Origin of the sequence: Nocardia uniformis NBRC 13702 (assembly GCF_001613345.1) — a bacterium.
Lineage (GTDB): Bacteria > Actinomycetota > Actinomycetes > Mycobacteriales > Mycobacteriaceae > Nocardia > Nocardia uniformis.
In genome coordinates this window covers 19,909-41,486 of the sequence record NZ_BDCE01000041.1, presented here as the reverse complement: position 1 = coordinate 41,486, position 21,578 = coordinate 19,909, and the positions used below count along the sequence as shown (strand labels likewise).

Here is a 21,578-nt window from a genome sequence, read left to right as displayed (position 1 = left end):
CTCGGCATCGGGGAGGTAGCACGCTGCTTTTCGTAGGTGATTCTCCATAGCTTGATGCCGTGAGGATGAAAGGTGCGGTGCGGAATGTCGCTATGACGGGCAGGGGCGGTGCAGTTGCATGGTTGGTCGGTGCCGCACAGTTGCTGATCGCGCAGTTGGTCGTAGGAGGGGATGCGTCCCTTGGCGAGAGTGAAACACGAGACCTGCTGCGGCGGGTGGCGAAGGAGTATGAACGTGAGCATTGATCTGCCTGGTGCACAGTGGTTCAAGAGCAGTTACCGCGAGACAGGCGGCCAGTGCGTCGAGGTTGCATGGCTGTCGGGAAGCAATGTCGGCGTGCGTGATTCCAAGAACCCGACCGGCCCGGCTCTTGTCTTCGCACCGGGCGAGTGGGATGCGTTTGCCACCAAGGTCGCGGGGGGAGAGTTCAGCCGTGAACATGGTTGATCCAGTTGGTGCCGAGTGGTTCAAGAGTCGGTACAGCGGCAGTCAAGGTGATTGTGTCGAGGTTGCCTGGCTGCCGGGAGGCGGTGTCGGTATCCGTGACTCCAAGAATCCGACCGGCCCGGCCTTGATCTTCGAGCCGGACGAATGGGACACGTTCGCCACCAAGGTGGCGGGCGGCGAGTTCAACCGCTCCTGAAACCACACGGAGCGTGAGATGCTGCGCCCACGGATCGACCGGACGCTGACGAAGGGAGTCGTGGTTGCCTACCGCGAATTATGGGGCGCAGGGTGAGCCTGGTTTCGAACTCGAAGTGGATCCCGATCTGATTGTGGTGCGGGCGCGGCGTGGGCGTGGGGTGCCGTGGCGAGTCGGCTCGGTGCGCACGCCGCTGAGCGGGGTGCTCGATGATGCGGCACTCGTGGAGGCGTATCCGGAGGTGGGCGTCGAGGTGTATCGCCTGCCTCCCGGTTCGCCCTCGGTCGAAGAGCGCAAGGTGAGGCTGAATGCGGCACCGGAGGTGCGCTTCGCGGGGCGGGTCCTCGTAGACCCGGGCACCGAAGAGCCGGTGCTGTATACCGAGAACATCTTTCTGAAGTTCGTCGATACCGCCACGCCCGAAGACTGCCGAACTGTCCTGCGGGAAGCGGGATTGCAGCTGCGGCAGGAGGTGGTCTACGCCGCCAACGCCTACTTCGCCGCCGCACCCGAGGGGACCGGCCAGGAGGTTTTCGCTATCGCGAACGCGCTGCTCGAGCGCGACGACGTGGAATACAGCCACCCCGAACTGATCCGGCGTCGCTCCCGCAAAACCATCTTCGCCGAGCAGTGGCATCTGAAGCCGACCGTCATCGGCGGTGTCGCGATCGATGCGCACGCGAATATCGAAGCGGCACACTTGATTACCCGTGGTGCGGGCGTGGTCGTCGCGGTGATCGACGATGGTGTCGATATCGATCATCCGGAGTTCTCGGGCAAGGTGGTCGCACCACGTGACGCCACCCTCCGCACCGACGATCCACGCCCCAAGGACTTCTTCGGAACCGGTCCCGATGGCGGCGACAACCACGGCACCGCCTGTGCCGGAGTCGCCTGTGCGAACGGCATTCTGGGTGCGTCCGGGGTAGCGCCGGAGGCCCGGTTGATGCCGATCCGCCTCGCCTCCGGCCTCGGCTCCCAGGCCGAGGCCCACGCCTTCCAATGGGCCGCCGACAATGGCGCCGACGTCATCTCATGCAGTTGGGGTCCCGTCGACGGCGACTGGTTCCGCCCCGGCGACCCGGTACACAACCAAGTGGTCCCCATGCCCGCCAGTACACGACTGGCAGTCGAGTACGCGACGACCAAGGGCCGCGCGGGAAAAGGCTGCGTAATCCTGTTCGCCGCGGGCAACGGCAATGAATCGGTCGACAACGACGGCTACGCGAGCTCTCCGATGGTAGTCGCCGTCGCGGCCTGCAACGACACCGGAAAACGCAGTGTCTACAGCGATTTCGGCAAGGCTGTCTGGTGTGCGTTCCCCAGCAACGATATCGGCCACCCACCCTTCGGTCACCCCGACCCCCGCACCCCCGGCATCTGGACCGTCGACAGGCGCGGCGCCGACGGCTACAACCCCGGCAGCACCGATGCGGGCGACCTCGCGGGCAATTTCACCAACAATTTCGGCGGCACCTCCAGCGCGACCCCGGGAGCGGCCGGTATCGCGGCCCTGATCCTGTCGGTGAACCCGGACCTGACCCGGCAGCAGGTCAAAGACCTCCTGAAGGCGTCCTGCGACAAGATCGACCCACAGGGGGCTGCCTACGGCGACGACGGGCACAGCGACAGATACGGTTTCGGCCGACTCAACGGGCTGACAGCAGTCCGAGCCGCACGGGGCGCGAGGCTCTGACCCGCCGCTGTCCGACTGTCGACCGGATTAATCGTGCACTTTCCGCCCATTACCGGTGAATTCCGCGACTTCCGGTCGAAAAGTGCACGATAAAGCCGGAGTTTCAGACGGGACGGTGCTACCGAGGATCGGGTCGCGCCGTCATGCCTTGCGGACGACCAGTTCGAGCGCGATATTGTCAGGGTCGCGGAACTCCAGAATGTACATGGGGCCAAGGTCTTTCACGCCCTCATGGGCGATGCCCAGTTCATCGAGGAGTGTCGCGGCCGCGTCGATTTCCGCGCGGGTCGCCAGGGAGAACGCAAGATGGTCGAGTCCCACGCGATCCTCGTGGAAATCATCCTTGCCGACCGGACGCAGGCCCAGCAGTGTGTCGCCCATCTGGTAGATGATGCCGCCGAAAAGGAACCAGTACCGCTCGCGCGTGACCTCGTCCGCGTCGGCGGGTATCTCCCAGGCGATCGGCCAACCGAAGACCGTGTCGTAGAAGGCGCGGGAGCGGTCGATATCGGTCACCGTCAAGCGGACATGGTCGAACGAACTGCATGGAATCGGCACGCCGTCGATGCTGCCATATTCGCGGTGCGGTCGATGCGCTCGATCACGGCCGGGTCGATTGAAACCGTGGCTGTGTGAACGTGATTCAGGCGTCGACCGGGCGCGGGTAGGCGCTGTGCATGGTCAGGAACTTGATATCGAGATCGCGTTCGAGGTACTCCATGCGCCGCTCCCAGAAGTCACGCATATGCGGGAGCTCGAGGTGGCGGTCGAGGTCTTCCTTGGAGCGCCACACCTCGTAGAACACGAAACTGCCGGGCTCGGCATTGTCCTCGTGGAAGTGGTATTCGAGGGAGCCCTCCTCGGCGCGGGTGGGGGCGACGAAGGACAGCAGGAGTTCGCGGAGTTCGGCTTCGCGCTCGGGCTTGGGGCGAGCGACGCCGACCAGGGCAAAGGGGGTATTCGAGGATTCAGGTATGGTCTGAGTCATACCTCGCACGCTAGGCGATGTGTAGGTATGATGCAAACCGTACCTAGGAGAGGGGTCACGCATGACCGGCGATGTCGAGCCGACCCCGCAGGAGATGGAGCTCGGTACGGTGCTCGCCGCACTGGCCGACAAGCACCGTCTCCGCGTAATCCTCACCTTGCTCGCCGAGCCGGACGGCACCGAGCGGACGTGCAGCTCCTTCGGGCTTCCGGTCTCGAAAGCGACTCTCACCCATCACTTCCGAACGCTGCGCGCCGCCGGACTGATCCAGCAAGTCAATCGCGGCAACAGCAATATGGCGCAGCTCCGCCGCGCCGAGTTGGAAGCGCGATTCCCCGGGCTGCTGGATACGTTGCGCGCCGAGAACGATCGACGAGAATCGCGGTAGGCGTGCCGACCGCAGAAACAGCTCGGGCCCGGCATCTGCCGGGCCCGAGCTGTACCGAGCGAGCTACTCCGCGGTGAGGTACACCGGGAGCTCGAGGTGCCCATTGGAAATGAAGCCGATCACCGGGGCCAGATCAGCGGCGCTGGTGGCGAAACGGAGGTCGGGGAAGCGTTCGAAGAGCGCCGGGAGGGCGATGCTCGCCTCGAGGCGGGCCAGGGGTGCGCCGATGCAGTGGTGCGCGCCATGGCCGAAGGCCACGTGGTCCTTGTTGACGCGGGTGACGTCGAACGAATCAGCGGTGGCTCCATGGACCTTGGGGTCACGGCCCGCTGCCGCATAGGAAGCGAGAATGGCTTCGCCCTTGCGGATTCCGATGCCGTCGATGTCGATATCCTCCACGGCGTAGCGCAGCGGCAGGTGGGCCACGGGGGATTCGTAGCGCAGGGTCTCCTCGATAACGGCGTCCCAGCCGACCTTGCCGTCGAGTACCGCGGCGAGCTGATCGGGATGGGTGAGCAGCGAGTAGATCGCCTGGTCTAGGAGGTTGACGGTGGTCTCGTGACCCGCGTTGATGACCAGCATCAGCGTGTCGACCATTTCCTTCTCGGTCAGCCGCTCGCCGTCCTCGTCGCGGGTGGCGATCAGCACGCTGGTCATATCGTCGCCGGGGTTGTCCCGCTTGTGGGCGACGAGTTCCTCGATGAGACCGTACATTTCGACGTAGTTGGCCCCGGCGGCCTCGGGGGAGATCTCGGTGTCGAAGAACCGGGCGACACAGGTGCGCAGCGCGGGTTCGCGCTCCTCGGGCACACCCATGAGCTCGGTGAGCACCTGGATCGGCACCGGATACGCGAAACCCTCACGCAGATCGACACTCTCACCGGCCGGGGTCGCGGCGAGACCATCGAGTAGGCTGGTCACCAGCTCCTCGATGCGCGGGCGCAACGCCATGGTGCGGCGATTGGTGAGGGCCGGCGAGACCAGTTTGCGCAGGCGACGGTGGTCGGCACCGTAGGCGGTGAACATATTGGTCGCCGCCACCCACGGGAACAGCGGCCACTCGGGGGTGACCTCGCCATTGATGAATGCCGACCAGTGCTGGGCCGGATCCTTCGACACCCGTGGATCGGCCAGCAGCCGCTTGAGCACATCGGCATCGGTTACCGACCAGGCGGGCACACCCATGAGCTCGACCAGGGTCACCGGTCCACGCGCACGGATACGGGCGTTCTCACCTTGAATGTCGGCACCGGTCAGGTCCAGCGCCAGGGGTTCGATCGTCACGGTAGTTCTCCTACTTCACATTCAACGGCGGACACGCAGGGAAGACCACCGGCAGCGCTGCCAGCGCGCGGTGAAACGGCCCTGGGCGCCAAGATAATTCATCCACCGGAACGGCGAGCCGCAACTCGGGCAGCGCGTCGAGCAATTGATCGATCGCCTCCTGCGCCACCAGCGACGCCACCGACTTCGCCGGGCAGGCATGCGGTCCCAGGCTCCACGCCAGATGTGAGCGATTGCCGATGCGCTCACCACCGGCGATCGTGGGATCGTTATTGCACCCGGCGAGACTGATGACCACCGGCTGATGCGCGGGCAGCCAGGTGTCGCCGATCAGCATGGGCTGGCGCGGGTAGGAGATGGCGAAGTTCGCCATCGGCGGATCGTTGAACAGGACCTCGTCCAACGCGTCACGCGTGGAAAGGCTTCCGCCCAGCACATCGCCCGCGAAACGTTCATCGGTGAGGATCAGCCGCAGCGTATTGATGATCAGATTCTGCTGCGGTTCCAATCCGGCGCCGTAGAGGCTGATGATATTGGCCAGCATCTCGGTGTCATCGAGTCCGGCCTCGTGCTGCAGCAGCCGGGTCACCATATCGTTGCCGGGTTCGCGTTTCTTGAGCGCGATCAGCTCCAACAGCGCACCACTGAGCATCTCCATACCGAGAGCGGCGTTATCGTCCACCGAATCGAACAGGGCGGCCATACCCGCGGCCACGCGCTGCCCGATCTCCGGTGGGCAGCCCAGCATGTCGTTGAGACCGGCGAAAACCAGCGGGAAGGCGTACTGCGTGATGAGCTCAGCTTCACCAGTCTCGCAGAAGGTATTGATCAGCGGAATGGCCTCGCGCTCCACAATGGCGTGCAGGCCGTGCAGATTGACACCGTCGACAGCACTGACATTCGCCTGCCGGTAACGCCAGTGCGCCGCACCGGCATTGCGCAGCACATTGGGATACCACTCCATCATCGGCTTCACCGGGCAGTCGGCCGGAATGGTCTGCTGCCAGATGCGCGGATCGGCGGGGAAGTGTTCGGGATCATTGAGAATCCGCACCGCGTCGTGGTATCCGATCACCAGGGTGGCGGGCACCCCGGGCGCGAGTTCCACCGGCACCAAAGAGCCGTATTGGCGACGCATTTCACGGTAGTTGGCGTGTGGGTCGGCCGCGAATTCCTGGGCATAGAGCGGGTAGCGCGTTCCGTCGACAACGGAGGACGGGCCGATCGAAGTGGTCAAATGCGTGTCTCCTGACGCGAATGAAACAAGAACTCGACGAGGGTGATGAGCGACTGCACACAGGTGCGTCGATCACGAGCGTCCAGGGCGGTCAGCGGGGTGCCCTCGGCCAGGTCGAGCGCATCGCGGATCTCGGCGAGCGGATACCGCTTCGCACCCTCGAATTCATTGACCGCCACCGAGTACTGCACCCCGCGCTCCTCGAGCACCGACAGCACCTCATCGGATTGTTCGATGCGCCGAGTATCGACGAGCACCAGCGCGCCGAGCGCACCGCGCGCCAGCTCCTCCCACAGCGGGACGAAACGCTGCTGGCCGGGAGTGCCGAAAAGGTACAGGGCTAGTTCGGGATTGAGCGTGATACGGCCGAAGTCCATGGCGACCGTCGTGGTCGTCTTGTTCCGGAGGCCGGCCACATCGTCGATACCGATACTGTTCTCGGTGATCGTCTCTTCGGTGCGCAGCGGCTTGATCTCCGAGACGCTGTTGACGAAGGTGGTTTTGCCGACACCGAAGTTGCCCGCCACCAAGAGCTTGACCGATTTGGTGATAGTGGCGGGCAGGTAGTCGACTTCAGACCGCGAGGGCGCGGAGCCCATTCAGTACCTCTTCCAACAAACTGACGTCCGGCAGAGCATGCTCGGGCGTCCGGGTAATCAGGTGACCGCCGTCGAGCAGGTCGGAAACGACGATCTTCACCACTGACGGCGGCAGGTCGAGGTGGGCGGCGATCTCCGCGAGCGATAGAGCCTGATGGCACAGCGCGAAGATCCGACGCGCGTCGGGCGAGCCGCCCTGCAGTGGTACGCCGTCGGCGAGAATCACGGTGACGAGGTCCAGTTGCTGGGTGGGACGCGAACGCCCACCGGTGCGCACATACGCCCGGACAAGATCGGGATCACGCCGCGGCCCGGTCATGGCCGGGCGCCGCCTCGACGCGGCACAGCGCCTAGCTCGTGGCCGACGCGGGCGGCTAGCTCATTGAGCCGATGCGCGACGAGCGCGACATCGACCTCGGCGGTGGTAGATACGCCGAGTACCGCACCCTCGCCCGCGGCGGTAATGAAGATCATGCCCTGGTCGTACTCGGTGACATTCTGGCGCACATTGTCGCCGAGACCGCCGCAGAATTCGCCGAGCGCCTTACCCAGAGAGCGCAAACCCGATGCGGCCGCGGCGAACCGGTCGGCGTTATCGCGAGTGATATTGCCCGAGTGCGCGATCCGCAGACCATCTTCGGAGAGCAGCACCGAGAATCGGACCCCGGGCACATCGAGTTCGGCGAGCATCCAGCCGAGGCGGTTGGGGCCGTCGGCGAGGTTCGCCGGTGGTGTCGCGTTGAGGGGGTCGGCCGCTGTCGGTGAGTTCACGAGATCATCCCTTCGGTCTGGTCGGCTTCGGCCGCGGCGGTGCGGCCACTGACCGAGCCGCTGTGCCACGCCGCTGCGATATCGGGTCGAGCTAGTTGGAGCGTTGGAGCCGGGGCGGATTGGAGAGTGGGCGCGGGCGATTGCACACTCGGCGTGGCCACCGTGCGCCGCCGCCGTTTCGCCAGTCCGCTCGCGGTGGTGGCCGCGGCGACATCGGGATCGGTCACGGGTCCTCCGTCCACCGGGAGCACCGCGGGCGGGGAGGCCACCGCGGGCTGTTCCTTGACGTCCTGTGGGGCCACCAGCAGCGATTCGGGGATGTACACCATCGCCCGGACGCCGCCGTACATATTGGGGCCGTCGACGTAGACACTGAATCCGTACCGCCGCACCAATGCCGCGATACTGGGGAAGCCGATCTTCGGCGCGGGGCCGAGCTCGAGGATATCGACGGCGCGCTCGCCGGCGAGTACCTGGCGGGCGTCCTCCAACTGCTCCTGGCTCATCCGCACCCCGGCATCGTCGATCAGGATGGTCACCCCGTGGTGGCCCTCCTGGAAGCTGATATCGACGAATGACGTAGGGGGCGAGTAGCGCAATGCGTTGTCCAGCAGCGTCGCCACGGAGTGCACGAGCGGCTCCACCACGCGGCTGGCCACCACGCGGTCGCCCTGCATCGCGCGCACCCGCAGGTAGTCACGTACGCGGCCGGTGGCGCCACCGACCACATCGGTCACCGATTGCTGCGGCCAACGGCGGCCGGGCAGCCCACCGCTGACAATCACATACGACTGCGCCTGCCGGATCATCTGCTGCACGCTGTGGTCGATGCGGATGAGCGTCTCGTACACCGCGTCGTCGCGATGCTCGCGCAACGCGGCACTGACCACCTTGCCGACATCGGCGCCCAGACTGACCACCGAGGTGCCGAACGACCGGACCGCCGCGGCGGTCACATCCCGCGACGCGCCCTGGGCTTCGGAGCGGACGGCCTGCTCGGCGTTGGTGATTGCCTGACGAGCCTCCGCCTCGGTCTCCCGCCTGCCCTGATCGGACGCTTCTGCCCACAGCAGCCGCAGATCATCGGCATAGCATTCGACGGTTTGCCAGACCAGCGGCGCGATGGTCGACTGCTCCAGGCCGGGCGGGATCTCCATCCCGGTCATGGGCATCCCGGGGCGGCGGACCGACTCGGTGACCGACGGGAGGGTCTTGCGGACAAGCTGTTCGAGCAACTGCTCCCAGCCGCGCACCTGGGCGGCCAAGCCGTCGGCGCGGGCACGCTCGGCGCGCAGCATTATCGCCGTGTATCCCGCCGCAGCCACAGCGAGCACAAGTAGGGGAACGAGTATCCAGAGAAACATCACAACCATATGGGGTTTCGTCAATCCTGTCGGCTACACCGGAGTCGGGCGCACTCGCGCAAACACGCCCGACCGTAGCGCACAATCTACCTATTGCGTTATCCCAGCATCACTTTCATCCGAGATTCGCTGGTGGTACTTCGTTGCCGCTATCGGGTGACCGAGCGCACCGGCAGCAACGCGGGTCGACAGAGAGGTCCGAGTCTCGTCGGTTACTTGTCGGGCAAGACGGGGACGGCCTGCGGCGTCGGCAGCCCGTGGAGGCGTGCCGAAACCGGGGGCGCAATTGCGCAAATTGACCTGAGCGACAGCGGGATTCAGGGGGTTTCGGTAACTTACCTGGAATGATGGTGGGAGTTATGCGGGTGGACATGGCAGCGCGATCCGGTCGCCGACGGGCAATTCGCGGTTGGTTGGGGAAGGCCTGCACGGTCATTGCGGCGGCCGTACTCGTGTCATCGGTGGGCGCGGCGGCGGCGCCCGCGGCACCGATCCACGCACCGGTATTACGCGCACCGGCAGGCGGTTACGAAGAGCTCTGGGTGCCATCGAGTATGGGGCCGATCAAAATCCAGGTGCAGTGGGCGGCTCGCGGTGGCGGCGCTGCCCTCTATGTGCTCGACGGTCTCCGAGCACCGAACGACCACAGCCAGTGGACATCCGATACCGACGCACTGCGCCAGTTCGCCAATGACAACGTCACCCTGGTATTCCCGGTCGGCGGGCGGTCCAGCTTCTACACCGATTGGTACCGCTCCAGCAGTACCAATCGTCAACCGATCACCTACAAGTGGGAAACCTTCCTGACCCGGGAACTGCCGGACTTCCTGGCGGGGTACGGCGTATCGCGCACCAATAAGGCCATTGTCGGGGCCTCCATGGGTGGCAATGCCGCACTGGTGCTGGCCGCCCACCACCGGGACCAGTTCCGGTTCGCCGGATCCTTCTCGGGATTCGTGAACCCGACCTTCCCGATGTGGAATCAGGCGATGCGCGCCGCCATGTGGGATGAGGGCCAGTTCAATGTGGACGATATGTGGGGACCGGCCGGGGATCCCGCCTGGAGCCGCAACGACGCCACCGCGCAGGCCGAGCGGCTGCGCGGACTGCCGATGTACGTCTCGTCGGGCAATGGGATGCCGGGTCCACCGGACCTGCCGTACGGCGCCGTGAACACCGTGAACGCCATGGCCCTGGAAGCGATGACGATGACCGCCGCCCAGATATTCCGGGATCGGGTCGCGGCGCTGGGGATCGGCGCTCGCATCGAGATCGGCAATGGGACCCACACCTGGCCCTACTGGCGGCAGGGTCTCGCGAACGCACGCCCGATGATCCTCGACGCACTCGGCGCGCACTGACACGTCCAGCGGCCCCGCCACCGTCCGGCGTCGAAACCGGCTGTGCGCAGGGGAAATCGGTTGACGCTCGGAAATACGCGATGCCTCGGGATGCGTGATCGCATTCCGAGGCATCGGACATACCCGGCGGTGTGGCAAGGTGTACGGGCATACGTTCGTCCGTGCTCGGAAGGCTATCGACTTGGTTCTGCGTTTGGGACGCAGCAGTTTTCACCGAATCCGAATCCGAATCGTCGCCTTCGCACTCGTACTGAGCGCCGGTGCATTCGGGGTGGCGGTGCCCGCAACGGCGGACGGTGGCGCGGATCCGTATCTCGATCCGCTCGCGCAATCGGCGGAAACGCCCACGCTGCACTGGGCGGACTGCGCCGACGGGTTCCAATGCTCGACCGCGTCGGTGCCATTGGACTACCGGCAGCCGCACGCCGATCCGATCGACCTGGCGCTGATCAAACTGCCGGCCGCGGACCCGAATGCGCGAATCGGCACGCTATTCGTCAATTTCGGCGGTCCGGGCGCGTCCGGAATCGATCGACTACGCGAGCGGGCGCGCTGGCCTTTCCTGTTCTCCGAGGAGCTGCGGTCGCGATTCGACATCGTCTCCTGGGATCCGCGGGCGGTGGCACGCAGTGCGCCGACCCGCTGTTTCCCGAATACCGAGGAGCAGTTGGCTTTTCTGGGTTCCATGCCGGATATGCCCGGCGACCCGGCCGGCGAAGCCGCCTTCTACGCCGGCAATAAAGAACTCGCGGACCGATGCGCGCAACTCGCCGGCCCGATCCTCGAACACGCCTCGACCGCCAATACCGCTCGGGATTTGGAGCTACTGCGCCGCGCGGTCGGCGATCGGCAGCTGTCCTATCACGGCATTTCCTATGGCACCCAGGTCGGCGCGACCTACGCCAATATGTTTCCCGGCCGGGTACGCGCGATGGTGTTCGACGGCTCGATGGACTTTCAGGGCAGCGCGAATGGCCATGGCGCGGAAGGCGCCACCGTTCCGCTCGATACCCGCCAACAGGTGGCCGACGGCATTGCCGCCACCTTCGACGCCTTCCTGCGGCAATGCGAGGCCGCAGGTCCGCGATGCGCGTTCGCTGCCGGTGATCCCGCACTGAAATGGCGAGCGCTCGCCGAACGAGCGCGACTGGCACCGATTCGGGTGAATGGTCAACCGTGGACCTATACCCAGATAGTCAATGCGGCCTCGGATCTGTCGCGGCCGTCGACCTATCCGGACCTCGCCGTTCTGTTGCAGGCGCTGTTCGATGACGGCACGACCCTGCCGGGCATCCTGCCGATCGCCGACAGCGCGGCCTATACCGGCAATCGCACCGAAGCGTTCTACTCCATCCAATGCACTGACAGCACCGTCCCGACCGACCCCACCGTCTACAGCCGGTTCGCGATCTCGGAAGACCAGCGGGTGCCCTATTTCGGCCGGATCGGCGTCTTCAACACCATGGCGTGCGCGTTCTGGCAGGCCCGCGACGCCGACCGCTACACCGGTCCCTGGAATCGCCGCACCGCCGCCCCGATCCTGGTGCTCAACAGTCGATTCGATCCCGCGACCCCGCTGCACGGCGCCGAAGCCGGAGCCGCCCAACTCGCCCGCGCGCAGGTAGTGGTGGTCGAGGGAGCGGGCCACAGCAGCATGTACGTGCCCAGCACCTGCGCCGAACGGGTCAAGCGCGAATACCTGTTCTCCGCCCAACTCCCGCCCGCGGGCGCCGGCTGCGATGGCGACGGTTCACCTTTCGGCTGAATCGCGATGCCGTGGTCAGGTCGCGAGGGTGCTCCATGGCTGGTTACATATAGCCGATCATTGTCTGGCTCAATGCCATTGAGGGGATAGAATTCATGCCTGTACTGCCCTGGTCCTCTGGAGTGCATAAGCCGGTCGAAGGGGAACAGCTGCACGTCCTCACTTCCCGGCTGCCGCTGATTCGCTACAGCGATGTGCCGAGGTTCCTGCGCTGGACGCTGAAGATTCGAACCCAACTGCGTACCGCTCCCGGTTGCGTCGGCTACAGCCTGGACGCCAAGTTGCTGTCGAAGACGTTCTGGACCCTGTCCGCGTGGTCGGACAAGGAGGCAATGGAGGCCTTCGTCCGCAGTGGTTCGCATGCGGAGATGTTGTCCGATATGAAGGGTCGTGTCGGAAGCCCCAACTTCATCGATTCGACCGCCGGACCCGCGGACATTCCGCTGTCGTGGGCGGCGGCTCGTACCCGCATCAACGAATTGCGTTGAGGCAGTAGCGAGGTGGGCACCGAGCCGTCGGTGTCGGGCAGTGGTGAACCTCAACTCCGGAATCGGCGTATCTCCGCGTGAGACGTCGTGCCGCCCGGTGCCCAAGCTGTCGAGGTTCGACAGCCGCCGGGGGCGACGAGAAAGAGGTGGTCATGACCACGGTCGATCAATCCACTGTCGTAGCTCCCGTCGAGGAGTTCGCGGGACGGATGGTTTCGGTGCTCAACAACGCGTGCACGGCGCTATTGCTCAGCGTCGGCCACCAGACCGGGCTGTTCGACGTCATGGCAGATATGCCGGCGGCGACCGGTGCCCGGATCGCCGAGACCGCTGGGCTCGATGAGCGCTATGTGCGGGAATGGCTCGGGGCGATGACCGTATCCGGGATCGTGGACTACGACGCCGATGCCGAAACCTACCGGCTGCCACCCGAGCACGCGGCCTGCCTGACCCGTGCTGCGGGACCCAGCAATATCGCCCGCACGATGGGAGTCGTGTCGATGATGGGGGAGGTGGAGCCGAAGATTGTCGACTGCTTCCGCGACGGGGGCGGACTCGCCTACAGCGACTATCCCCGGTTCCACGACTACATGGCCGAGGAGAGCGCGGCGGTATCCGATTCCGCGCTCGTCGATGTCATTGTGCCGATGGTGCCCGGACTGCCCGACCGGCTGCGTGCGGGCATCGATGTCGCCGATATCGGTTGCGGCCGTGGACATGCCATCAATGTCATGGCGGCGGCGTATCCGGCCAGCCGGTTCACCGGCTACGACTTCTCGGCGGAAGCACTCGAGGCGGCTCGTACGGAGGCGAAGCAGCTCGGTCTGACCAATGTGAACTTCGTGGTCCAGGACGTCGCGGAACTCGCCGCGTCCGAGGCATATGACCTGATTACCGCCTTCGACGCTATCCATGACCAAGCGCATCCGGCGCAGGTGCTGTCCGCGATCGCACGCGGACTGCGCAAGCACGGTGTCTTCCTCATGGTGGATATCCAGGCATCCAGCCATCTGGAGGACAATCGGGAACACCCCTTCGGTTCGTTCCTGTACACCGTGTCCACCCTGCACTGCATGTCGGTGTCGCTCGGACTGGGCGGTGACGGCCTCGGCACCGTGTGGGGTGAGCAGCTGGCCCAGTCCATGCTCCGCGATGCCGGATTCACCGAGACCGATGTTCAGCACGTCGAGGCCGACCCGTTCAACAGCTATTTCGTGGCACGCAAGGGGAGCTAGCGGTGATTGTGCCGACGGTGACGGCGGGCACGGGAATATTCGCTGGCCGGTCACCGGGAGGCTTGTTACCGTGGACCTCATGAGCTTCCAGTTCTACCTCTGATTCTGTTGGGTCCCGCGCCGCCGCGGCGAGTGCGCGGGACTCTTCCATAACGTCCTGACGCGCTATCGAGCGCGTGACGCATCAGATCAGGGCACACCACCCTTACCGATTCTTCGTATCGACGTGGGTGTGCTGTGCCTGGAGGAAGAACATGACCATCTGGATTCAGCCTGCCGGTGAGCGGGCGCAACTGACCTGTTCGGGCGTGCGCGTGGAGCGCGGCGGCCAACTCGTACTCGACGGTGTGGATATGAAACTGTCGGCGCGATCGCGGTGCGGGATTGTCGGCGAGAACGGTCGCGGTAAATCGACACTGCTGCATGTGCTCGCGGGGATGCTCACCCCCGAAGCCGGAACGGTGCATCGGGTCGGCACGCTCGCCCTCGCCACCCAGGAGATGCCCGACCACGACGAGCGCACCATTGGCGATGTCATCGACGAGCAGCTCGCCGCGGCGCGCGCGGCACTGACTCGACTCGACGCGGCCGCGGCGGCGCTCACCGACCAGCGGCCCGGTGCGGACGAGGAATACAGTGCCGCACTGGATCTGGTTCAGCTGCTCGACGCCTGGGATGCCGATCGGCGGGTGGATATGGCGCTCGAGGGGCTCGGCGCGATCAGCGATCGGGAGCGTCGGCTCGCGACTCTGTCTGTGGGACAGCGCTATCGGGTGCGGCTCGCCGTATTGCTCGGGGCCGGAGACGATTTCCTGCTCCTCGATGAGCCGACGAACCACCTCGATCGGGCCGCACTGGCTTTCCTGACCGCGCAGCTGCGTGGTTTCGCCGGTGGGGTGGCGTTGGTCAGCCACGACCGGGCGCTGCTCGCCGATGTGGCGGAGACGATCATCGATCTCGATCCGACCCGCGACGGCCGCCCGCGCGTCTACGGCGGTGGTTACGCCGGGTATCGGCAGGGTCGAATTGCCGAGCGGGAGCATTGGGAGCAGGAGTACCGGCAGCAGCGTACGGAGGCGGAACGGCTCGCCGAGGATCTGTCCGTGGCACAGGACCGCCTGGTCTCGGGCTGGCGGCCGGATAAGGGGACCGGCAAACATCAGCGCGCCACCCGCGCCGGAGCGCTCACCCGCGCCGTACATCGCCGTCAGGACGCCCTCGACCGGCACAGCGTCCCCGGACCACCCCCGCCGCGGCGATTCGCCATGCCCGCCATGCCTGCTCGCCCCGGCGTGACACTGGTCCGGGTCGAGGAGATGACCGTGGCACAGCGGCTGAGTGAGCCGGTGGACCTGGTAATCGATTCCGGTGACCGGCTGGTGATCACCGGGTCGAATGGTGCCGGTAAGTCGACGCTGTTGGAGGTCCTGACCGGAACGCTGGAACCCACCGGCGGTGGGGTGCATCGGGCCCGTCGGGCGCGCATCCAACTGCTGCGGCAGGAATCGGCGCGGCAGCCGCAGCGCCGGGCCCGCGAAGTATTCGCCGCGCACACCGCGCGGCTGGTGTCGGAGGGTGTGCTCGCGGAGAACGAGGTGATCGGACTCGGCGAGCTGGGACTGCTCGCGGCCGAAGATGCGAATAAACGCCTGGGCGAGCTGTCCATGGGTCAGCAGCGGCGCCTGGACCTGGCCTGCGCCCTGGCCGCACGACCACACCTGCTACTGCTCGATGAGCCGACCAACCACCTGTCCATCAGCCTGGTGGACGAACTCACCGAGGCGTTGCAAGCCACCGCCGCGGCGGTGGTCGTGGCGACGCACGATCGACAGTTGCAACGGGATATCCGGCAGTGGCCGCGACTGCACCTGCCGAATCGGACACTGGAATCAGTTGGGGCGGTGTCCGACTCGGGCTCGATCGCGCCTGAGGCGGCAGGGTGGGAGGCGAGACGCTGAAGTAGGGAACTGAGCCCCGCACCCATGGTTCGTCGATCCTTACGCGGCAGACCGCACCCCAGTCCGTTTTCGTCACCGCCCGGAACCGGCAAGGTGGGCCGTCGGGTGGCAGAGCATTCGACCGCCAAAGGATTCCGGTTCCCATCGGCACCCGGTCCGCCGCGATCGGATTCGACCGGGAAGCGCGGCATGTGAGCGCCGCCCCCTCGAAGTGTGCACGACGGGTGCCTGGAAGCGGGGCTGATCGTCGAGTCGAGAGCGCATCCGCCCGACCGGATGCGCTCTCGACTGTCGGTGCTCGGCGATATTCTCGCGCCGTGAACCGGACGGATCGGCTGTACGCGCTTGTCGAGGACCTGCGGGCCGTATCGCCGCGCCTGCGCACGGCCCGTGAGCTCGCCCAACGATATGAGGTGAGTGTGCGCACCATCGAGCGCGATATCGGGGCATTGCAGCAGGCGGGCATTCCGATCTACGCGGATGTGGGTCGGCGGGGCGGCTATGCCCTGGACAAGACCATGTCGTTGCCGCCATTGAATTTCACTCCGTCGGAAATCGTCGCCCTCGCGGTGGCGTTGGAGCGGAGCCGAGGCGCCCCATTCGAGGCGGCGGGGCGCAGTGCCCTGCGCAAGATGATGGCGGCGATCTCGGAACGCAATGCCATCGCGACACGTGACCTGGCCGCACGGGTGCGGTTACTGGATCCCCCTGAGCAGCAACAGGTTCCGGAGATTCCATCGATCATCGAGCGAGCGATCGAGGCCGGACGAGCGGTACGGATCGGTTATCTGGATCGTTTCGGCGCGACCAGCGAACGGGAGGTCGAGCCGATGGCCTTGCTCGACGGACCGAACGGGTGGTACATCGTCGCGTGGTGTCACCTGCGCGGGGAGTCCCGCTGCTTCCGCCTGGACCGCATCCGGACCGCGACCATGACCGATCTCCCCATCGTGGACCGCACAGTGGACGGCCATATCTCCGACGCTGACGGTCGCCGCCTCCGGCTGCGCCTCGTCGGTCTGTGAGATCGGTGTCGGACCAGAGGTATCTGACTCAGGAATTCCCTCCGGAAACACCGACAGGGGGTTGTCGCTCGCGCGGGAGATCGTGATCGAGCAAGGCATCAACCCACTTACCGGAGGAGAACGCAATGACCATGCCTGCCTACAACACGGTGTCCTGGTTCCAGGTCGGCAGCGATAAGCCGGAGCAGGTCGAGAAGTTCTACGGCGAGTTGTTCGGCTGGTCCTTCGCTCCGGACCCGAATACCGAAGGCTACGACTTGATCAGCTATCGGGGCAATGAGGTTCCCGCTGGCGGCATCGCCCACACCCCCGACGCCGCCAATCACGCGACCTTCTTCGTGCTCGTCCAGGATGTAGCGGCCACGGTCGCGGAGGCGGAGCGGCTGGGCGCGAAGGTGCTGGCGCCGCCGAAAACCAGCAAGGACGGGCTGGTATTCGCCCACCTCGCCGATACCTCCGGGAACAACTTCGGCGTCTTCACCCCAGGTTCGCCGTCGTAATCGGGCGGTGACGACACCCTGATTCGCGGTGATGCCGCGGATCAGGGCACACCGCCCTCTCGCCGCCACACCGCCCTCCGCCCTCGGTCGAGACAGGAGGGTCGAGATCCTTCCCATGATCACCTGCATACCGACGCGCTACATGGGCATTAGCCCGTAGGAGAGACGTCGAGTTACAGGAAAGAGCGATCCATGATGAGGGTATTGGCGCAGGGGACGGAGGGCGGCGGAGCCGCGTTGGATCAAGTCATCATTCTGACCGGCGCCGCAATGCTGATTGCCGCCGGATTGTGCTGGGTGGCGTATCTGCATCGCACCCGCCGCATCAACTGGCTGAAGTCGGCGGCGGACCGATTGGGGCAGATGAGTAATCGGCCCGGGTGGGTCGCACTGCCGATCGCGCTGTTCATTACGACAATCCTGACGGCGCTGCTCGGGTTCATCTGGGATGTGAGTCTGCATATCGCCGACGGGCGCGATGAGGGGCCGCTGGCCAACCCCGCGCACTACTTCATTCTGGTCGGGCTGTTCTTCCTGTTCATCGCGGGCATGCTGGCCATTATCCTGCCGCTGGATGAGAAACCCGGTCCGGCCGCTATTCGAATCACCCGCAATTGGTACGCGCCGGTCGGTGGGGTGCTAATGGCGGGGGCGGGTCTGTACGCACTCATCGGATTTCCACTCGACGACGTGTGGCATCGACTCTTCGGGCAGGATGTAACCCTGTGGGGGCCGACGCATCTCATGCTCATCGGCGGTGCCGGGCTATCGCTGGTCGCGGTATTGCTCCTGGAATTCGAAGGGCGACTGCATAAACCCGATCCCGAGCGCACCGACGGTCCGCTGCTGTGGGTGCTGCGCAGCTTCGCCTTCGGTGGCCTACTGATCGGACTATCGGTATTCCCGGTCGAATTCGACTTCGGTGTGCAACAGTTCCGGCTCGTCTTCCACCCGATGTTGATCACGGTCGCGGGAACCATCGCGTTGATCGCGGCGCGATATACCCTGGGACGCCTCAGCACACTGGTGGTGGTGGCCTTCGCGTTCTTGGTTCGGGGAGTCGTCGCGGTACTGGTCGGACCGATACTCGGCGCACCGTCCAACGTATTCCCGCTCTATCTCGGTATCGCGGTGGTGGTGGAGTTGATGGCGCTGCTGCCGCTGATCCGTAAACCGGTGTGGTGGGGTGCGCTGACCGGTCTGGTCGCCGCCACGGTCGGGCTGTGGCTGGAATCGCTGTGGGTGCGGGGCATGTACATCAATCCCTGGCCTACGTCGATGTGGCCGGAAGCGTTGGCAATGGCGGTGCCGGTGGGAATCGCCGGGGGCGTGGTAGGCGCTCTGCTCGCCATGGTGCTGTGCGGTGAACAGCTGCCGCGACCCACGATTCGGCGTGGACTGGTCGTTGTCGCGGTAGTGATCGCGGCCGCCGCCACGGCCAACGGTCTGAGAGTCGATGTTCCCGAGGGTGCCTCGGCCACAGTCCGATTGAGTGATGCCGAACCGGTGAACGGTGGTCGAATGGTGACCGCCGAGGTGGTGGTCACCCCTGCGGACCTGATCGGTGATAACCCGGAGTGGGTGCAGATTCTCGGCTGGCAGGGCGGGCGCGGATCGGATAGTCCGGGTCGCGGACTGGTGGTCGACCGGCTCGAACGCGTCGGTCCCGGGCAGTATGTCAGCACCAAACCGGTTCCCGCATACGGTACTTGGAAGACGGTGCTGCGCGTGCACGACGGCCGCGTGCTGACCGCGGTACCGATCTATATGCCGCACGATCCCGGTATCGACGCCGAGGCGGTGCCCGCCCCGAACGAACTCACCCGGCCGTTCGTCGCCGAAATCACCGTGCTGCAACGGGAGCGATCGTTCGATCATCCGGCGTGGCTGATGACGACCGCCGCGCTGGTGGTGCTGCTCTGCTCGCTGGTGCTGATCGCGGCGCTGTCGTGGGGTGCGGCCCGGATCAGTCTCGCCTACCGGCGCACCGCTCATCCCGGAACGGAGCGAGTGGAGCGTCGATGAGATACGAAGACGGAATAGATGTACTCGCCGATCACCCTGTCCTGCTGGCGATTCCAGCTTTCGTACCCGCGATCGCGGTGGTCACGGTGGTCGTGCTCATCGCCGTTCGCGACCGTTGCGTGGAAGATGACGAAGGCTCCGAGCGGCCGACTCGAGAGGACAACCGATGAGCCGTGTACTCCGACACTGCGCCCTGGCTGTGATCGTTGCCTGGTCGGCGCTGGTATCCGGCTGCTCGGACACCACGTCTGATCCGACGGGCGGCGATTCTGCCTCGGCCGCCGATGCCGTGACGATCGAGGTCCGAATCGACTCGGGGACCGTGACTCCCACGAACGAGCGGACCGAAGCCAAGGTGAACCAGCCGATCGTCGTTCGCGTCGACAGTGACGCATCCGATGAGCTGCATGTGCACTCCGACCCGGCGCATACATTCCCCGTCGAACGCCGGGCGGGGCAGAAGTTCCGGTTCACCGTCACTGTTCCCGGTAGCGTCGATATCGAACTGCACGATGCCGGGAAAACGGTGACCACCCTGCTGATCCGCCCGTGAGTCCGATACTGGCGCACGGCCTGGGCGGCGCGGACGATCTGCCGATTTCTACACGTACCCGTCATCGTGGGGCTGCCGACCGGCGGTGCTCGGGCTGTTCGCCTTCGTGTGGCTGGAACTGGCTGCGCCACAACCCGATTCGGTCACCGCTGTCGGATGGTGGCTGCTCGGGTACGTGGTGGTCACCGCGGCGGGGCTGGTGCTGTTCGGTACGGTGTGGGCCGAGCGGGCCGACCCATTCGAGGTGTACAGCAGCCTGCTGGCGCGGCTCAGCCCCTTCGGCCGCGACCCCTCCGGCGCACCGGTATTGCGGACCCCGCTGCACAATCTGGCCGCCAGCCCCGTCCTGCCCGGATCGGTGGCGCTGGCGGCGACCCTGCTCGGCTCCACCGCCTTCGACAGCATCACGGCACTGCCCGGGTGGCGCGACTTCGTCGACTCCCGCAGCGGCGGTGCGAGTTTCGACGCCACCGTGATTCGCACGCTGGGTCTGTTGGCCGTCATCGCGATAGTGGCCACGGTGTTCACCGTCGCCGTCCGCGCCACCGGCGGCCTCGACCGCACCGCGCGCGCCCAACTGCCGGGTCTGCTGGCCCACAGCATCACCCCGATCATCGCGGGCTACCTTATCGCCCACTACCTCACCCTCCTGGTCGAACAGGGCCAGGCCACCCTGTGGCTGCTCGCGGACCCGTTGCGGCGCGGCTGGAATATCGGCGGCCTCGCCGACCACGACGTCACCTACGTGCTCTCGACCCACCCGGCCGTACTTGCCACCCTGAAGGTGCTCGCCGTCCTCATCGGCCACATACTCGGCGTCACCGCCGCCCACGACCGCTGCCTGCGGCTACTGCCACCCGCGCAGCGCGCCACCGGACAGCTCGCCCTCATGCTGGTGATGGTCGGCTTCACCTTCACGGGCCTGTACCTGCTCTTCGGCGGGTGATGAGACGCGCTCCCGCTCAGTAGGGCGGGGTCGACGGGTGTGTCGTCCAGACCGAGGCCATGGTGAACGGGTGTCCGCGCAGGTCGGCCCATTTGGGTTTGGCGGCGATCCAGGTGTCGTCGATCGGGGCCTCCGCCAGTTCGGCGAGCTGCCACCCGGCGGCCAATCCGGCGGTGATGTGATCGCTGACGCTGTGCAGGTGGGTGCTGATGGCGAGCGGCTCCCCGGACGGGCTGGTGTAATGGGTGGGCATGCCGGTCACCATCATGAACTGCGGGTGATAGCTGACCAGGACGAAGACGCCGTCGTCGGCGGCGAGCCGACGCGCCTCGGTGTAGAGCGGTGCCAGGTCGGGCAGGTGCTCGTCGATGAGCGAGGCGATCACCAGATCGTATGCACCAGTGGGTAATCCGGTCTCGCGGACATCGCCGTGGGTGAGGGTGGTGTGATTGCCGCGCTCGCGGGCCTGCGACAGCATGCCCGCGCTGAGGTCGACGCCGTCGATGTGGGTGATGCCGTGGCGGCGCAGCCAGGCCGCGGTGCGGCCGGTTCCGCAACCGAGGTCCGAGGCGCGGTGTCGGCGGTCCCACCGTGGCTGCCGCAGCCGCTCCAGCAGTGCCAGATCCATCTCGTCCAGGACGCTGTGGTCGTAGCTCGGCGCCCAGCCGTCGTAGCCGGTGGCGACATCCACGGTGCGGTAGTGGCGACGATCGAAATCCGCGAAGGTTGGCATCGCCATATTTTGCGTGGTG

General features: G+C 65.7%; 24 protein-coding genes. 15 read left to right on the top strand and 9 right to left on the bottom strand.

The genetic code is table 11. The features are described from left to right. Positions 1-234: 234 nt before the first annotated feature. From NU1_RS40265 to NU1_RS43775, 3 genes are all read left to right on the top strand, one after another. Positions 235-447: a DUF397 domain-containing protein gene (locus tag NU1_RS40265; protein ID WP_084521217.1), complete on the top strand. Its 213-nt coding sequence runs from the start codon at positions 235-237 to the stop codon at positions 445-447. Beyond that, positions 440-643 carry a DUF397 domain-containing protein gene (locus NU1_RS11925; RefSeq protein WP_067520331.1) on the top strand — a complete coding sequence of 68 codons (204 nt, stop codon included), beginning with the start codon at positions 440-442 and terminating at the stop codon, positions 641-643. Before NU1_RS40265 ends, NU1_RS11925 begins: the two co-directional genes overlap by 8 nt. A gap of 64 nt (positions 644-707) precedes the next feature. Beyond that, entirely contained in the window at positions 708-2,339 is a 1,632-nt protein-coding gene (locus NU1_RS43775; RefSeq protein ID WP_067520329.1) for a S8 family peptidase, read from the top strand. 141 nt (positions 2,340-2,480) lie between these two features. Here NU1_RS43775 and NU1_RS11915 read toward each other — a convergent pair whose 3' ends face one another. Both NU1_RS11915 and NU1_RS11910 read right to left on the bottom strand, forming a co-directional pair. Further along, on the bottom strand, positions 2,481-2,897 hold the full coding sequence (locus tag NU1_RS11915; RefSeq protein ID WP_067520327.1) for a VOC family protein: 417 nt from the start codon (positions 2,895-2,897) through the stop codon (positions 2,481-2,483). A gap of 85 nt (positions 2,898-2,982) precedes the next feature. Further along, positions 2,983-3,327, bottom strand: a complete 345-nt coding sequence (locus NU1_RS11910; protein ID WP_067520325.1) for a putative quinol monooxygenase — start codon at positions 3,325-3,327, stop codon at positions 2,983-2,985. A 61-nt stretch (positions 3,328-3,388) separates the two neighbouring features. On the opposite strand from NU1_RS11910, the gene NU1_RS11905 reads away from it, so the two are divergent. Next, positions 3,389-3,715 carry an ArsR/SmtB family transcription factor gene (locus NU1_RS11905; RefSeq protein ID WP_067520323.1) on the top strand — a complete coding sequence of 109 codons (327 nt, stop codon included), beginning with the start codon at positions 3,389-3,391 and terminating at the stop codon, positions 3,713-3,715. A gap of 63 nt (positions 3,716-3,778) precedes the next feature. On the opposite strand, the gene NU1_RS11900 is transcribed toward NU1_RS11905, so the two are convergent. The 6 genes from NU1_RS11900 to NU1_RS11875 form a co-directional block, all read right to left on the bottom strand. Continuing rightward, positions 3,779-4,999: a cytochrome P450 family protein gene (locus NU1_RS11900; RefSeq protein ID WP_067520321.1), complete on the bottom strand. Its 1,221-nt coding sequence runs from the start codon at positions 4,997-4,999 to the stop codon at positions 3,779-3,781. A 10-nt stretch (positions 5,000-5,009) separates the two neighbouring features. Further along, a complete protein-coding gene (locus NU1_RS11895) occupies positions 5,010-6,236 on the bottom strand; it encodes a cytochrome P450 (protein WP_067520319.1) in 1,227 nt (408 codons plus the stop codon). After that, positions 6,233-6,835, bottom strand: coding sequence for a GTP-binding protein (locus tag NU1_RS11890; protein ID WP_067520317.1), 603 nt, complete (start codon positions 6,833-6,835; stop codon positions 6,233-6,235). Before NU1_RS11890 ends, NU1_RS11895 begins: the two co-directional genes overlap by 4 nt. Next, entirely contained in the window at positions 6,810-7,154 is a 345-nt protein-coding gene (locus NU1_RS11885; protein ID WP_067520315.1) for a DUF742 domain-containing protein, read from the bottom strand. The genes NU1_RS11890 and NU1_RS11885 overlap by 26 nt, the downstream gene beginning before the upstream one ends. Next, entirely contained in the window at positions 7,151-7,525 is a 375-nt protein-coding gene (locus NU1_RS11880; RefSeq protein ID WP_067520405.1) for a roadblock/LC7 domain-containing protein, read from the bottom strand. The genes NU1_RS11885 and NU1_RS11880 overlap by 4 nt, the downstream gene beginning before the upstream one ends. Positions 7,526-7,602: 77 nt before the next feature. Then, positions 7,603-8,940 carry a sensor histidine kinase gene (locus NU1_RS11875; protein WP_245720069.1) on the bottom strand — a complete coding sequence of 446 codons (1,338 nt, stop codon included), beginning with the start codon at positions 8,938-8,940 and terminating at the stop codon, positions 7,603-7,605. Positions 8,941-9,341: 401 nt separating this feature from the next. Between NU1_RS11875 and NU1_RS11870 the strand changes: the two genes are divergently transcribed. From NU1_RS11870 to NU1_RS11825, 11 genes are all read left to right on the top strand, one after another. Further along, positions 9,342-10,331, top strand: coding sequence for an alpha/beta hydrolase (locus tag NU1_RS11870; RefSeq protein ID WP_084521216.1), 990 nt, complete (start codon positions 9,342-9,344; stop codon positions 10,329-10,331). A gap of 181 nt (positions 10,332-10,512) precedes the next feature. Beyond that, entirely contained in the window at positions 10,513-12,096 is a 1,584-nt protein-coding gene (locus NU1_RS11865; RefSeq protein WP_245720067.1) for an alpha/beta hydrolase, read from the top strand. Between the two features lie 95 nt (positions 12,097-12,191). Then, positions 12,192-12,584, top strand: coding sequence for an antibiotic biosynthesis monooxygenase (locus NU1_RS11860; RefSeq protein ID WP_157552113.1), 393 nt, complete (start codon positions 12,192-12,194; stop codon positions 12,582-12,584). A 152-nt stretch (positions 12,585-12,736) separates the two neighbouring features. Then, entirely contained in the window at positions 12,737-13,819 is a 1,083-nt protein-coding gene (locus NU1_RS11855) for a class I SAM-dependent methyltransferase (RefSeq protein WP_067520308.1), read from the top strand. Positions 13,820-14,073: 254 nt separating this feature from the next. Beyond that, the gene (locus tag NU1_RS11850; protein ID WP_067520306.1) at positions 14,074-15,777 is read left to right on the top strand and encodes an ATP-binding cassette domain-containing protein; all 1,704 of its coding nucleotides are present in this window, start codon (positions 14,074-14,076) and stop codon (positions 15,775-15,777) included. Positions 15,778-16,094: 317 nt separating this feature from the next. Beyond that, positions 16,095-16,802: a helix-turn-helix transcriptional regulator gene (locus tag NU1_RS11845; RefSeq protein WP_067520304.1), complete on the top strand. Its 708-nt coding sequence runs from the start codon at positions 16,095-16,097 to the stop codon at positions 16,800-16,802. Between the two features lie 125 nt (positions 16,803-16,927). After that, on the top strand, positions 16,928-17,302 hold the full coding sequence (locus NU1_RS11840) for a VOC family protein (RefSeq protein WP_067520302.1): 375 nt from the start codon (positions 16,928-16,930) through the stop codon (positions 17,300-17,302). Positions 17,303-17,497: 195 nt separating this feature from the next. Then, a complete protein-coding gene (locus tag NU1_RS11835) occupies positions 17,498-19,327 on the top strand; it encodes a hypothetical protein (RefSeq protein ID WP_245720077.1) in 1,830 nt (609 codons plus the stop codon). Continuing rightward, a complete protein-coding gene (locus tag NU1_RS42195; protein WP_169815044.1) occupies positions 19,324-19,497 on the top strand; it encodes a hypothetical protein in 174 nt (57 codons plus the stop codon). Before NU1_RS11835 ends, NU1_RS42195 begins: the two co-directional genes overlap by 4 nt. Continuing rightward, positions 19,494-19,880 carry a hypothetical protein gene (locus NU1_RS11830; RefSeq protein ID WP_067520297.1) on the top strand — a complete coding sequence of 129 codons (387 nt, stop codon included), beginning with the start codon at positions 19,494-19,496 and terminating at the stop codon, positions 19,878-19,880. Before NU1_RS42195 ends, NU1_RS11830 begins: the two co-directional genes overlap by 4 nt. An 85-nt stretch (positions 19,881-19,965) precedes the next feature. Further along, complete coding sequence (locus tag NU1_RS11825) at positions 19,966-20,826, top strand: hypothetical protein (RefSeq protein WP_174565937.1); 861 nt, start codon at positions 19,966-19,968, stop codon at positions 20,824-20,826. Positions 20,827-20,842: 16 nt separating this feature from the next. Here NU1_RS11825 and NU1_RS11820 read toward each other — a convergent pair whose 3' ends face one another. Next, positions 20,843-21,559, bottom strand: coding sequence for a class I SAM-dependent DNA methyltransferase (locus NU1_RS11820; RefSeq protein WP_067520400.1), 717 nt, complete (start codon positions 21,557-21,559; stop codon positions 20,843-20,845). Between the last annotated feature and the right edge of the window lie 19 nt (positions 21,560-21,578).

Coding starts and splice junctions, on each gene's coding strand:
- NU1_RS11925 (WP_067520331.1), top strand. CDS start 440: ATGGTTGATCCAGTTGGTGCCGAGTGGTTCAAGAGTCGGTACAGCGGC.
- NU1_RS11910 (WP_067520325.1), bottom strand. CDS start 3,327: ATGACTCAGACCATACCTGAATCCTCGAATACCCCCTTTGCCCTGGTC.
- NU1_RS11905 (WP_067520323.1), top strand. CDS start 3,389: ATGACCGGCGATGTCGAGCCGACCCCGCAGGAGATGGAGCTCGGTACG.
- NU1_RS11890 (WP_067520317.1), bottom strand. CDS start 6,835: ATGGGCTCCGCGCCCTCGCGGTCTGAAGTCGACTACCTGCCCGCCACT.
- NU1_RS11885 (WP_067520315.1), bottom strand. CDS start 7,154: ATGACCGGGCCGCGGCGTGATCCCGATCTTGTCCGGGCGTATGTGCGC.
- NU1_RS11880 (WP_067520405.1), bottom strand. CDS start 7,525: ATGCTCGCCGAACTCGATGTGCCCGGGGTCCGATTCTCGGTGCTGCTC.
- NU1_RS11870 (WP_084521216.1), top strand. CDS start 9,342: ATGGCAGCGCGATCCGGTCGCCGACGGGCAATTCGCGGTTGGTTGGGG.
- NU1_RS11860 (WP_157552113.1), top strand. CDS start 12,192: ATGCCTGTACTGCCCTGGTCCTCTGGAGTGCATAAGCCGGTCGAAGGG.
- NU1_RS11855 (WP_067520308.1), top strand. CDS start 12,737: ATGACCACGGTCGATCAATCCACTGTCGTAGCTCCCGTCGAGGAGTTC.
- NU1_RS11850 (WP_067520306.1), top strand. CDS start 14,074: ATGACCATCTGGATTCAGCCTGCCGGTGAGCGGGCGCAACTGACCTGT.
- NU1_RS11840 (WP_067520302.1), top strand. CDS start 16,928: ATGACCATGCCTGCCTACAACACGGTGTCCTGGTTCCAGGTCGGCAGC.
- NU1_RS11835 (WP_245720077.1), top strand. CDS start 17,498: ATGAGGGTATTGGCGCAGGGGACGGAGGGCGGCGGAGCCGCGTTGGAT.
- NU1_RS42195 (WP_169815044.1), top strand. CDS start 19,324: ATGAGATACGAAGACGGAATAGATGTACTCGCCGATCACCCTGTCCTG.
- NU1_RS11830 (WP_067520297.1), top strand. CDS start 19,494: ATGAGCCGTGTACTCCGACACTGCGCCCTGGCTGTGATCGTTGCCTGG.
- NU1_RS11820 (WP_067520400.1), bottom strand. CDS start 21,559: ATGCCAACCTTCGCGGATTTCGATCGTCGCCACTACCGCACCGTGGAT.